Consider the following 13372-nt stretch of genomic DNA (forward strand, 5'->3'; position numbering starts at 1 on the left):
CGCCATGACCATGACGGCCGAACAGGCGCAGTGGTTCGCGGAGATCTTCGATCGGCTCGTCGGCAATGTCGAACAGATTCTGCTTGGCAAGACACACGTCATCCGCCTGTCGTTCACGGCATTGCTGAGCGACGGACACCTCTTGCTGGAAGACGTTCCCGGCACCGGCAAGACCTCGCTCGCGCGCGCCATCGCCGAAAGCGTCGGCGGCACGAGCAATCGGGTGCAGTTCACCCCTGACCTGCTGCCTGGCGATATCACCGGCGTCAACATCTATGATCAGCGCAGCGCCGCGTTCGAGTTTCATCCGGGGCCAGTGTTCGCGAACATCGTGCTGGCCGACGAGATCAACAGGGCCAGTCCGAAGACCCAGTCTGCATTGCTGGAAGTAATGGAAGAGGGCCAAGTGACCATCGATGGTATCCGGCATCCTGTCGGCGCCCCGTTCATGGTGATCGCCACGCAGAATCCCATCGAACAGGCGGGCACCTACCGGTTGCCTGAAGCCCAGCTCGATCGCTTTCTGCTCAAGACTTCGATTGGCTATCCAGACCATTCCGCGACCGTGCGCATCCTCGAAGGTGCAGACCTGAAAGCGCACGAACGGGTGCTGCACAGCGTTGTACCCGGCGACACTATCGTGACAATGTCCAAACTGGCCCGCACCGTTTTCGTCGATCCGACTATCAACGACTACGTGTCGAGACTGATCGATGCGAGTCGTACGGCGAGCGAGGTTCGCCTCGGCGGCAGTGTTCGGGCTGCGCTCGCATTGATCCGGTCTGCGAAAACAGCGGCTGCAGCGGACGGCAGGCACTATGTGGTTCCCGACGACGTCAAAACGCTGGCAGAGCCCGTGCTTGCCCACCGCCTCGTGCTCGACGCCGAGGCGGAGTTTGACGGTGTCACCACGGAGAGAGTGGTCGGCCAACTCCTGCTGGAGACCCCGCCGCCGAGCGAACGGAACCCGATGTGACGGATACCGGCCCTCGCACAGCTCTCGAGGTGACCAACGCTCGCACGCGGATCGTCGGCACCCGCGACGGCGTACTTGCGGATGCCCTCGTGGCCGTTGTGCGCCTCGTGCACGCGGCACGGGAGGTCGCCGCTGCGGCCTGGGTGCGCCTGAGCCGAGTCGTGACTCCAATCGGCTGGGCGGTGCTCCTGGTAGCAATCTGCGCCTTTCTAGCGGGTTATCTGCTCGGTTGGAGCGAGGCAGTTGTGCTCGGCTGGGCGCTGATTGCCGTGCTCGCCTGCGGTGTGCTCGCGGTGCTCGGCAACAGCACATCGGAGGTTCGCGTTTCGATGCCGACGAGCAGGGTCGTCGTCGGTGAGACCGCCGCCGGCGACGTCATGGTTCGCAATCGCTCACACCGGCGAATGCGCAGTGGCAGCATCGAGTTGCCGGTGGGTCTCGGCCTCGCCGAATTCGCCATCCCGGCTTTGCCGCGCGACGGAACGTTCAGCGAAGTTTTCCTGGTGCCGACGGTGCGCCGCGGCATTGTTCAGATCGGCCCTTTGCGCAGCGCTCGAGGGGACTCGTTCGGCCTGGTGCGACGCGAAATCGTATGGGAGAGCACCGCCACGTTATTCGTGCACCCCCGCACGATCGCGATTCCAAGCATGAGCACGGGATTCGTTCGCGACCTCGAAGGGAATCCGACCAGGGACCTGACAGCAGACGATATCGCCTTCCACGCATTGCGCGAGTACGCACCGGGCGATGAACCACGCACCATCCACTGGAGGAGCTCGGCGAAGACTGGCAGTTTGATGGTGCGCCAGTTCGAGGAGACACGGCGCAGCCATCTGATGGTCGCACTGAGCCTTGCAACGGCGGACTACGCGGACGATGACGAGTTCGAGCTCGCTGTCAGCGTGGCCGGATCGCTTGGCGTTCGAGCTGTGAGGGATGGGAGAACGGTTTCTGTCGTATCGAGTGAGCGCACCCCCGATTTCGCAAAGCACGTCGTGGTTGCGATGCGCCGGTTCAGCACAGTCAGCCCCACGCGCTTGCTCGATGACCTCTCCGGAATCGAATTGGCCGGCGCGCAGCTTCGGCTTCCCGAGCTGGCGCGGGTCGCCGCGGACAGCGCCGCCGGCGTATCCGTTGCATTCATGGTCTGCGGTTCCGCGTGCGGGCCGGCTCAGCTGCGCAACGCATCCGCTCATTTCCCGGTCGGTGTCGAGGTGGTGGCGGTCGTCTGCGACCCCGGCGGGGTGCCGAGCTTCAGGCGCGTCGGCGAACTGAGCGTGTTGAGCGTCGGCTACCTGGAGGATCTGCAGAAGAGCCTCGCGCGATCGAGGGCAGCGTGAGTAATCGCACCCGGTCGACGACACGGATGCCGACGACACGAATGTCAACGACACGTATGCTGACGACGACGCTGTTCGCGGCAGTCGCGGTGGCGTGCGCCTCCTTGACGCTGTGGCCCACCTACCACAGTGTGGAGTTCGTCATCATGGCCGCAACAACAATCGTGATCGGTTGTTGCATTGCCATGGGCGGCGCAATCTTTCGCTGGTCCAGCGCCATCGTCGCCACGCTGACGATCTGCGCCTATCTGGTCTTCGGGGTCGCCCTTGCGGTGCCCGGCGAGGCGATCGCAGGAGTATTGCCCTCCGGCCAGGGAGTGCTCGATCTGGTCGCAGGCGCTGCGCTCGGCTGGAAGCAGCTCGTGACCATCTCAACCCCGGTCGGAGCGTATCAGGCGCTCCTCGTGCCGGCCTTTCTGCTGATCCTGTTGACCAGTGTGGTGGCTGTGACGGTCGCGCTGCGAGCACGCCGCGGCGAGTGGGCGCTGATCGCGCCTGTCCTGCTGTTCGCGATCGGAATTGTGCTCGGCCCGCAGAGCGTCGACACGGGAGTCGTCGCATCCTTGGCGCTCACTGTCGTCTTGCTGCTGTGGTTGGCCCGGTTTAGGCGTATCCGTCGCTCCGCGGCGATGCGCGCCCTGCGTGAGAAGTCCTCTGAGCCGCGACGATTGTCAGATGGTGCACGAGCCGGCGCCCGTTCTATTGCGGCCGCCGGGCTCGTCGTTGTGCTTGCGGGCGGAGTCGGCGCTGCGGCCGCGATTCTCGTACCGCCGGCAGGTCAGCGCGACGTCGCCCGGAATGCACTCGCCCAACCGTTCGACCCGCGCGACTATCCGAGCCCGCTGACCGGGTTCCGGTCCTACCTGGAGCCTGCCCAGGTGGAGCGCCCGATGCTCACGGTTTCCGGACTGGACGGAGAACGGCGCATCCGTATCGCGACGATGGACACCTACGACGGCGTGGTCTACGCCGTGGGGTCAGCCGGCACGGCCAGCGCATCCGGCACGTTTGCGAGGGTGCCCGGCCAGCTGAGCCAACCGACCGCATCCGGTTCTGAACGAACGCTGCAAATCACCGTCGACGACTATCGTGGGGTGTGGCTGCCGGGAACCGGCATCGTGCACGACGTGCGCTTCGCCGGACCAGATGCGCAGCGGTTGCAGAATTCCGTGTACTTCAACAGTGTGACAGGCACGGTTGCGGTTGCGGGCGGAGTGCGGGCCGATGATCAGTACCGGTTGCAAACCTCAATCGCACCGGTGCGCTCGATCGCGCAATTGGCCACGCAGACACCGGGGAACGCCAACCTGCCGAAGCTCGGTGTCGTGCCAGACGGGATAGACCAGGCCGTGCAGTTGAGTGCGGGGGCCGATCAGGCGCCCGGTGCAAAGCTGACGGCGGCCCTCACTCATTTGGTGAACGCAGGTTACATCAGTCACGGCATCGGCCCGGCCGAGCCGGTGAGCAGGTCCGGACACGGTGCTGATCGGATCACGCAACTTTTGACCGACGTGCCGATGGTCGGTGATCAGGAACAGTACGCCGTCACCGCGGCACTGATGGCCCGCCAGCTGGGCTTCCCCGCGCGTGTCGTCTTCGGCTTCCTCGTTCCGGGCGGCACGTCGACGTCGTCGCCCGTTACGTTGACCGGGGCCGACGTGTCCGCATGGATCGAAGTGCAGACGAGCCAAAGCGGATGGGTCACGGTCGACCCGAATCCGGCGGTGCGCCCGATCCCTGCCAAACAGCCGCAGGATCCGAAACAGATCTCGCGCCCGCAGTCGGTCGTTCCGCCGCCTCAGGACACCCTGGATCGTCCGGCCCCCCCATCGCAACCCTCCCGTGTCGCGCCGGACAACAGCCCCACCCCGAACGCGCTGCTGAGCGCGCTGCTCTTCGTCGCGCAGATCGCGGGCTGGAGCATTCTGGGCATCGCGATTGTGCTCGCACCGTTTGCCGCGGTGCTCGTCGCGAAGGGGCGACGTCGACATCGCCGAAAGAATGCCGAGACGTCGGCGCGGCGTATCACCGGCGGTTGGCGAGAATTCGCCGACAGCGCGATCGATCACGGCTACCGCCCGCCGTCTTCTGCCACTAGGAGCGAGGTCGCGCATACCGTCGGCGGCGTGCGCCCCCTGGTGTTGGCAACAGTCGCCGATCGTGCAGTTTTCGCGCCCGATGAGCCGTCACAGGAGGAGGCCGAGCGTGTCTGGCGCGCCGTCGACGAATTGCGGGCATCGCTCGACAAGGACAAGACACGATGGCAACGTATTCGTGCTGCGGTGTCTTTGGCTTCGTTCGGTGGGTACCGTGGAGGAGATACGAAGGGGGATGTGAGCCGATGAACTGCCGAGTGTGTGGCAGCGAGCTGCCCGAAGGCGCGTTGTTCTGCGGGGAATGCGGCAGTTCGGTGACCGCCACACCGCTGCGTCGCAGTGCAGCGGAAGACCCGCGCCCTTCGGACACGACGATTATCGAACCGCTACCGGGCCCGACCGTGTCGGGGCCTCGCCCGAACGTTCGTTCCATTTCGATACCAACGCCTATCCCGACGCCTTCCGCGGTGGAACTGCCGGAGCCGGTCGGCTTCGTTGCGTCGGGTGTCGCCGGTCAGGGTGCCACCCGCGAGCCGGCCGATGCGACCGCGTCGCCGAAGAAATCGGATGCAGCGCCGGTCGCATTCACGCTCAACGCGAGCACGGGCGAGCGGATCGTCGTCACGGGCGCTGGCCTTCTCGGGCGTCGTCCGATGCCGCAGCCGGGGGAGAGCTTCGCGCAGTTGGTTTCGATCGCCGACACCGAACGATCGGTGTCGAAGACGCACCTTGAGTTCGGGATCGACACAGAAGAACTGTGGGTGTGTGACCGCTATTCCGCGAATGGGACGGTGATCCGGCTGCCGGGCCGTGCTCCGCGGATGTGCGAACCAGGCCGTCGCTATCGGGTAGCGCGCGGTGCCCGAGTCGAAATCGGCGACCAGTACCTCGACGTCGTCTGACGTCTCGGGCCGGCGCTCTTCCCCGGGTGCGCCACGATTGCGCTTTGGCTGCCCTCAAAACAGTTCCGGTGGCTGTCCTCAACAGGCGCCGGATTTCGCCTGTTTCCACCGAAATACCTCGGCCACCGCGGGCGAGCCGCGCACTGTGATGGGCTGTGCCCGTGGATGCTGTGATAACACCCGAACTCGATGACCGTCCGCTTGCTTTGCCGACGAGCGTGTCGCAGCAGTCACCGCCGCCGTTCCCGTTTGCGGCGAGCGTCGCGCCGCTTGTGGCATCGGGTTTGATTTGGGCGATCACGCAGTCGCCGTTCGCGCTGGTGTTCGCGGCGCTCAGCCCCGTGATCGCCGTCGCGTCCGTCGTCGACGGCCGCTGGCATGCCCGCACCGCGCGGCGACGCGCCAACGCCGCTCGCAAGCTGGCGCGAACCAGACTGGAGATCGAGGTGGGCGAACGTCACGAGCGCGAGCGGGCCGCGCGATTCGCCCTAACGCCCACCGCGCGCGACGTGATGCTGACGACGGCCAGAATTGGTCGTTGGAGCGCCGATATCGACAGGTTCGCCTGCGTGACGATCGGAACCGGGCAGGTGCACAGTGCGGTTCGGTTGAACGGGGAGCCGTGCACAGACGAGGACGAGGCGTTGTTGGCGAAGGCGGCGAGCCTCGACAACGCACCGATCGTCGCCGATGCAACACTCGGGATCGGTCTGATCGGATCGCCGACTCTCATCCGTGCCGTCGCCCGCGGCTATCTCCTTCAGCTTGCTCACACATTCTCGCCGCGCGTCGCGCGTATCGCGCAGCTCCCGGCAACGGGTTGGGAGTGGGCGGCGGAACTACCGCACTGCACAGCTGCGGGTGACGATGTCGGCGCACGAATATTCGTCCAGTCCTCAACGGAGAACTCCGCGCCGGTTGGCCGCGGATCCGATGCGATCATCATGCTGGCCGCATCACTCGACGAGTTGCCGACACCGTGCGCCGTCATCATCGAGGTCACAGGGCCGTGTTCGGTTCGCATCCTGCGGCACCCGGACGAGCTCGCATCGGATGCCGCCGTTCCGGAGTTGATCACAGAGGCGCAGGCAGCCGCATACGCACGCCGGCTCGCGGAACACGCTGCAGCCGCCGGTGTGCTCCGGGAGCGGCAGCAGTTGCCCGCCACCGTGGATTTCGGCACGTTGGAGCGAGGGCCGATCAAGGATAGCGGCGCTTCGCTGGCCGTCGTCGTCGGGTGCGGCCGTGACGGTCCATTGAGTCTGGATCTCGTCACAGACGGCCCCCACGCAGTGGTCGGTGGAACAACCGGCAGTGGCAAAAGTGAATTTCTCACCACCTGGGTCGCAGCCATGGCGGCACAGTACTCTCCGCAGACCGTTGGCTTTCTCCTCGTCGATTTCAAAGGCGGCAGCGCATTCACCGCGCTGACGCCCCTGCCGCACTGCGTCGGATTGATCACTGACCTCGGGCACGGTGAGGCCGAGCGGGCGTTGAAGAGCCTGCAAGCCGAACTGCAGCACCGAGAGCGCGTCCTCGCGCGATTGGGTGCCCGGGACATCGCGGAAGCCGCGGGGACGCTCAGCAGACTGGTGATCGTTGTGGATGAGTTCGCCGCGATGCTCGAGGCATTCCCCGAATTGCACGGTCTCTTCGTCGACATTGCCGCGCGGGGCCGTTCGCTGGGGGTGCACACGATCCTCTGTACGCAGCGACCGGCGGGCGTCGTGCGCGATGCTCTCCTGGCGAACTGTGCGCTACGGGTCTCGCTCCGTGTGAACAACGGTGTCGACAGCGTCGCCGTCGTCGGTACGGATGCCGCGTCACGGCTGTCAGCCGGGCAACCGGGGCGTTGTATCGTCGCCAGAGACGGCGTGAGCGAGCAGGCGCAGGTTGCGCGCGCATCCGCTGACGACATCGCTCAAATCGTGCGCGCGAGCCCGCACAGCGAATTGAGTCCTCTTCGGCGGCCGTGGCTCGACCCGCTGCCCAGCGTGATTCTGCTGGAAACGCTGGAGCCCGCGGCCGCGGGTTCCGTCGTCCTCGGTGTGGAGGATGTGCCGCCCGAGCAGCGGCAGTCCGCGGTCGAGACGAAACTGGCCGGCAGTCACCTGCTGGTCTCCGGGGTGAACGGGGCGGGAAAAAGCACGCTGATGCGCTCGATTGCCCAGCAGTGGCGGGGTGTGGTACGCACGACGTGTGACAGCGCGGAAGCGCTCTGGGATGCGCTCGAATGGGCGGACGACTGGTGTGCGACACACGGCCGTACAACCGCATCCGGGGAGCCGGTTCAACCGGATCAGACGGCCGTTCTGCTAATCGATGATCTCGACGCGCTACTCGGTCGAATGCCCCAGGAGTATCAGGATCTGGCGCTGGATCACCTCGTGCGGATTCTTCGAGACGGTACCGGCGCCGGAATCAGCGTCGTCGCGAGTGTCCAAATGGTCACAGCGGCGTTGCGTGCGGCCGCAGCGCTGTTTCCCGGCACCGTACTGCTGAGGCAGCCCAGCAGACAAGATCACGTGTTAGCAGGGGCGCCGGCCGCGCTCTATAACGAAGGCGCAGGGCCGGGATCGGGCGTGTGGAGAAGCAATCGCATCCAGCTTGCACAACCGGCCGCTGCCGCTGTGCAGCACAGCCCACGCGGGCGCAGGGCCGCTCCGGATGATGTGAACCGCGCCGCGCAACCGCCTGCACTGCGGTGGGCGGACGGCACGACGATCCTGGTTACGCGCTCACCTGCGACACGCGTTCGGTCACTGCGTGCCGATGCCACCGCTCCTGGCGGCGCGATAGTAGACGTCGGTGCCGTCGGTGCCGGTGCTCTGGACGGCTCTGTTCTCGATGGCGCAGTTCTCGACGGCCCTGTTCTCGATGGCGCAGTGGCGGGCTCGAGCACCGTGCGCGTTTCAGACGGCTCGCAAGCGGCGCAGGCGACCATTCTTGTTGGCAGCGTGGACGCTTGGCAGGCGCGTTGGGGCTTATTCGCCGCGCTGCGCGCCGATTGCGCGGTCGTGTTCGACGGCTGCGACGTCGCGCAACTACGGTCGCTGATGCAGACCCGCGAGATACCGCCCTTGATCGCCGGACCCGGCCGCGTGTGGATCTGTGCTCCGGACGGCACAATGCGTCGTGCGCGCTGGGCACACGACGCATCGTGACAAGCTCACGCCGCCGCTGCCCCCAAAACGTCAGGGAGTTCCTGCGCTGCGAGGCCATGCGCTGTCGCTACCGCACGGTTGACCACAGCACCGTCATAGGTGTTGAGGCCGCGTGCCAGTGCTGCATTCGCGCGAAGTGCGTTGCGCCACCCGTTGTTCGCGACCGCGCGAACGTAGGGCAAGGTCGCGTTGGTCAGCGCATAGGTTGAGGTGTGCGGCACGGCGCCCGGCATGTTGGCGACGCAGTAGAACAGCGATCCGTGCACGGTGAAAGTCGGATCCGTGTGCGTCGTCGGGTGCGAGTCGGCAAAGCAACCGCCCTGATCGACCGCGATGTCCACCAGTACGCTGCCGGGCTTCATTCTGGACACAAGATCGTTGCTCACCAGCTTGGGTGCCTTTGCGCCGGGCACGAGCACGGAGCCGATGACAAGATCCGCCTCGAGTGCGGCCTTCTCAATCTCGAATCCGTTCGACGCGATTGTCTTGATGCGACCTGCGTACTGTGCATCGAGTTCACGCAGTCTGTCAATGTTCGTGTCCAACACGGTTACTTCCGCGCCGAGGCCCACCGAAACACCGATTGCGTTTGAGCCGGCGACCCCTCCACCGAGGATCATGATGCGTGCCGGGTGAGTGCCTGGAACACCGGGCACGAGCAGGCCGGGGCCGCCGCTCGGCTTCAGCATCGTGTGTGCTCCGACGATCGGAGCCAACCGACCGGCTACCTCGCTCATCGGTGCAAGTAACGGGAGTGCCCGATTGGGCAACTGAACGGTTTCGTAGGCGATCGCCGTCATCCGTGCGTCGATCAGGGCGTGGGTCAGTTCAGGCTCGGCTGCCAGGTGCAAGTAGGTGAACAGCAGCAAGTCATCACGGAAGTAGCCGTACTCGGAAGCGATCGGTTCTTTCACCTTGAGAAGCAGATCCGCTGCGGCCCAGGAGCTCGCTGCGTCCGGCAGAATCGTCGCCCCGGCGGCGGCGTACGCCTCGTCTGGGATCGACGATCCGACACCGGCGCCGGCTTGGACGGACACGTCGTGTCCGTGTGCAACCAGATCGTGCACACCGGAGGGTGTGATGGCCACCCGGAACTCGTTATCTTTGATTTCGGTGGGGACCGCGATCCTCATGACTCTCCTTTGAGCGATACTGTGGCAAGAGATAGTGCGCCGCACTGCACGGCCCGCTGCAAGCGTAGCTCGCCAGACTGCGGATATCGACTGTTTTTTGTGCGTATTTCCACGGATTTCGTGATAATTGTGCACTCGAGTCATCGGTTTCTGCGTTTCGAAGGTGAATACCGCCATCGCGCTGTGCACGTATCGACGCAACGTACAACTGTGCTGCCGGCCCAGTGCAATTCGAAGGAGCGACCGCGATGGAACCGAGGCGACTGCCAGAAGACCCAATGATCCGTCAACTCATTCGTCATGCGCGTGCCGCACAACTGACGCGAAGAAGTGTTCTTGCCGGTGCGGGCGCCGGTGCGCTCGCCATGATGCTGGCGGCCTGCACGCCAGCAGAAGAAGACTCCGGGCCGCTCACACCGGCCAAGGACCTATCGTCGACGAACAAGAATGTGGTCTGGGCCAACTGGCAGGCGTACATCGATCAGGACGACAACGGAAACTCCCCGTCTCTGAACGCCTTCACGAAACAGGCCGGGATCAAGGTGAGCTACGACGTCACCGTCGACGATAACAACACCTACTACAGCACCGTGCACGATGCACTGGCGCAGGGAAAGAGCATCGGCGCAGATACGGTGTGCCTCACCGACTGGATGGTGGCGCGGATGGCGCGACTCGGCTATCTACAGGAATTCGACGCGGCGAACATTCCCAACCTGAAAAACCTCGAACCGCAGTTGAAGAACCCGGACTTCGATCCCGGTCGGAAACGATCGATTCCGTGGCAAAGCGGCTACGCCGGCATCTGCTGGAACAAGGGTCAAGTTCCGAATGGGCTCACCAACGTGAGCGACCTGTGGGACTCCTCGCTCACCGGCAAAGTCGGAGTGCTCAGCGAAATGCGCGACACGATGGGGCTGCTGCTTCTGGACGCCGGCGTCGATATCTCCGAAAAGTTCACCGACGAGGAGTTCAGCACCGCAATCGACCTGCTGGAACAGCAGGTAGCCAAGGGCCAGATTCGTAACGTCAAGGGCAACGACTACCTCGATGACCTCAAAAGTGGTGCGACCCTGGCGGCGATTTGCTGGTCGGGAGACATCACGCAGCTCAATGGCGAGGCCGGTGACAACTGGGTGTTCGCGCTGCCCGAGCGCGGCGGCACGCTGTGGAGTGACAACTTTCTGGTTCCGATGGGGTCCGCACGCAAGGCAAACGTTGAGAAGCTCATCAACTACTACTACGAACCCGCCGTCGCGGCCGAGGTTGCCGCGTGGGTGAACTACATCACCCCGGTGGTTGGGGCCAAGGAAGCCGCGGCGAAGATCGACCCGAAGCTCGCGGAGGACCAGTGGATCTTTCCAGACGAGAACACGCTGGCGAACGCCCACATCTTCCGCACTCTGTCGCCGGCTGAGGAACAGAAGTACCAAACCGAATTCGAGAACGTGATCCTCGGAACGTGAAGCCCCGTCCAGCCACGGGGCCTATCGCAGAATGGCGTCCACGTCGTGAATGATCGCCTCGACAACCGCCGCGGCGGTGTGTTCGCGGATCAACGAAACCCCCTGCCCGGCCCACAGTGACGTGAAGTCGGGGTTGCCGGTCGCCGCCGCGGCACGTTTGAGGTAACCCGTGATCCAGCCTTGCACCGGGAACGCGGCGTATTCACCGTTCAGCTCGCGACTCATGCGATTCGGGATGCCGCGCGCCAGGCGGCCGCTGAATGCTCGGGTGAGCACGGTCTCATCGATCGCGTGCACGGACGTAGATTGGGACTGCTCCCAGAGTGCCGTGCGATGCGGCGGATTCGCCGCCGACTCGTCGCAGGCGAGGAATGCCGTGCCGAGCTGGGCGGCAGAGGCGCCGAGCGCAAGCACGGCGGCGACTCCGCGCCCATCCGCGATCCCGCCTGCAGCGATCACGGGAACTCGAACCGCGTCGACGACCCGGGGCACAAGTGCAATTGTTCCAACGAGGGAGTCCTCAGCCGGCTCCAGAAATGAGACACGATGCCCGGCCGCTTCGAAGCCGGTTGCGATGATCGCGTCGACTCCCACCGCATCCAGTGCACGCGCCTCGGCGACGGTCGTCGCCGTGCCGACAACGCGGATTCCGGCGCTGTGGCAGCGGTCGACCAGGGCGGCATCCGGAACCCCGTAGACGAAGCTCAGGGCCGACGGGTGCGCAGCGATCGTCGCGTCGATCTGCTCGTCGAACGGAACGAGATAACGTTCGGGTCGCTCCGGCAACGGAAGACCCAGCTCGGTGAAGTATTGGGTAAGCGGTTCGAGGGCGAGATTGTACGCATCTGCATCCGCATCGGTTTCCGAGGTCGCGGCCGCATCGGCGAGCGAGCGCTCGGCCCCGGTGTCATCCAACGGCAGCCACAGATTGAACAGGAAGGGTTCAGAGGTCTGCGCCCGGATCTCGGTTGCCGTGCGGGTGATCGCATCCGGTCCCATTCCGTACAAGCCGAACGATCCGAGCCCGCCAGCGTTGCTGACCGCGGCGACCAGAGCAGTGGATGACGCGCCGCCGAACGCGCCGAGAACAATCGGCAGGTCGATGCCGGCCAGCCGCGTGAATCGAGTCTGTTTCCATTCGCCAGGCATTGGCGACTCCTCAGTTTCAATTGTCTATGCGCCCTGTTGCGCGCGGGATTTCGTGTGCGGCAGGTCAGACCGTAGCGCGGATGCGGCCGACAGGGCGCCCGCCGCCGAGCACATCGAGTCCGAGTTCACCGGCAAGGCTCTCCGGTGCCGACGCATCGATTGCGCCGGCCTGGGCGAGCAGGGTCAGCGCGACGATCGTCGTCGCCCGAGCGGCGCCATCGAGCATCTTGAGAGCGAGGGTCGTGCCATCGGCCGCAGCCATGATCATCACGCCCTCAGCCCCGCCTTTTGCGATCACGCCCAGCCGGTCGATGACGACCGTGTTGGCGCGTCCGCGCCCGTCGATCGCCCAACCGTTCTGGCGGATCGCCGCCGAGAGCAGCGCGGCGTTGCGGTAGAGCGCGAACGGCGAGTTCACCGACGACGTGGCGATGCGGTGGATGCCGCGTGCGAGGCCGGCAAGCGAGACAGCATGAATGGGAGCGCCGCATCCGTCGACAGCGCTCGCGACGATCTTCTCGCCGGTCAAGCGTTCTACGACGTCGCGAATGTGCAGTTGAAGCGGATGCTGCGGGTCGAGATAGCTGGCAAGAGGCCAGCCGTTCTGCACGCACGCCAGCAACATCGACGCGTGTTTGCCTGAGCAATTCATGTAGAGCGGTGCGGCTCCGATACCCGCACGCACGAGGTCATCGCGCGCGTCCCGATCCAGGGGCCAATCCGCGGTGCAGTGCAACGCAGACTCGGGCAGCGAGCCCTGTGCGAGCATGCTGCGCACGACGGCGATGTGTTCTGCTGTGCCCGCGTGACTTGCCGTGGCCAGAACTGCCGCAGGACCCTCGAGCGGGACGCCGCTGGAGAGTACCGCGACGGCCTGGAACGGTTTCAACGATGAACGCGGGAACACCGGAGCGGCAGGATCGCCGAGCGAACGCAACACCGAGCCGTCGGGTGCAAGCACAATGGCGGAGCCACCGTGTCGAGACTCGACGAATCCGCCCCGCTCGACGACGGCAAGCTCAACGGCGTCCGCGAAGGCGAACGTCTGGCCCACAGTGTGTTGAATCCCAGCGTGTTGAATCCCAGCGTGTTGAATCCCGGGGTGTTGAATCCCGGGGTGTTGAATCCCGGGATGGCGAACCGGCG

9 protein-coding genes and 1 pseudogene are annotated in these 13372 nt (G+C 65.1%); 7 read left to right on the forward strand and 3 right to left on the reverse strand.

The genetic code is table 11. The annotated features are described in order from the left end of the window. Window positions 1-4: 4 nt before the first annotated feature. The 6 genes and pseudogenes from QU604_RS07980 (at window position 5) to QU604_RS08000 (ending at window position 8478) form a co-directional block, all read left to right on the forward strand. Window positions 5-976 (forward strand): AAA family ATPase, encoded by a 972-nt coding sequence (locus QU604_RS07980; RefSeq protein WP_308468275.1) that lies wholly within the window; start codon window positions 5-7, stop codon window positions 974-976. After that, window positions 973-2316 (forward strand): DUF58 domain-containing protein, encoded by a 1344-nt coding sequence (locus QU604_RS07985; protein ID WP_308468276.1) that lies wholly within the window; start codon window positions 973-975, stop codon window positions 2314-2316. Before QU604_RS07980 ends, QU604_RS07985 begins: the two co-directional genes overlap by 4 nt. A 41-nt stretch (window positions 2317-2357) precedes the next feature. Next, a complete protein-coding gene (locus QU604_RS07990) occupies window positions 2358-4661 on the forward strand; it encodes a transglutaminase TgpA family protein (protein ID WP_308468277.1) in 2304 nt (767 codons plus the stop codon). Then, window positions 4658-4723 (forward strand): annotated as a pseudogene (locus QU604_RS22105) (zinc-ribbon domain-containing protein); the annotation flags it as partial. The gene QU604_RS07990 and the pseudogene QU604_RS22105, both read left to right, overlap by 4 nt. Before the next feature lie 156 nt (window positions 4724-4879). Beyond that, a complete protein-coding gene (locus tag QU604_RS07995; protein ID WP_308468278.1) occupies window positions 4880-5314 on the forward strand; it encodes an FHA domain-containing protein in 435 nt (144 codons plus the stop codon). 161 nt (window positions 5315-5475) lie between these two features. Next, complete coding sequence (locus QU604_RS08000; RefSeq protein ID WP_308468279.1) at window positions 5476-8478, forward strand: FtsK/SpoIIIE domain-containing protein; 3003 nt, start codon at window positions 5476-5478, stop codon at window positions 8476-8478. A gap of 5 nt (window positions 8479-8483) precedes the next feature. Here QU604_RS08000 and ald read toward each other — a convergent pair whose 3' ends face one another. Further along, window positions 8484-9611 (reverse strand): alanine dehydrogenase, encoded by a 1128-nt coding sequence (ald, locus tag QU604_RS08005; RefSeq protein ID WP_308468280.1) that lies wholly within the window; start codon window positions 9609-9611, stop codon window positions 8484-8486. 248 nt (window positions 9612-9859) lie between these two features. On the opposite strand from ald, the gene QU604_RS08010 reads away from it, so the two are divergent. After that, window positions 9860-11077, forward strand: a complete 1218-nt coding sequence (locus QU604_RS08010) for an ABC transporter substrate-binding protein (protein ID WP_308468281.1) — start codon at window positions 9860-9862, stop codon at window positions 11075-11077. A gap of 21 nt (window positions 11078-11098) precedes the next feature. On the opposite strand, the gene QU604_RS08015 is transcribed toward QU604_RS08010, so the two are convergent. Both QU604_RS08015 and QU604_RS08020 read right to left on the reverse strand, forming a co-directional pair. Further along, the gene (locus QU604_RS08015) at window positions 11099-12226 is read right to left on the reverse strand and encodes an NAD(P)H-dependent flavin oxidoreductase (RefSeq protein WP_308468282.1); all 1128 of its coding nucleotides are present in this window, start codon (window positions 12224-12226) and stop codon (window positions 11099-11101) included. 64 nt (window positions 12227-12290) lie between these two features. After that, on the reverse strand, window positions 12291-13280 hold the full coding sequence (locus tag QU604_RS08020) for an asparaginase (RefSeq protein ID WP_308468283.1): 990 nt from the start codon (window positions 13278-13280) through the stop codon (window positions 12291-12293). Between the last annotated feature and the right edge of the window lie 92 nt (window positions 13281-13372).

Source organism: Rathayibacter sp. SW19, assembly GCF_030866825.1.
Lineage (GTDB): Bacteria > Actinomycetota > Actinomycetes > Actinomycetales > Microbacteriaceae > Rathayibacter_A > Rathayibacter_A soli.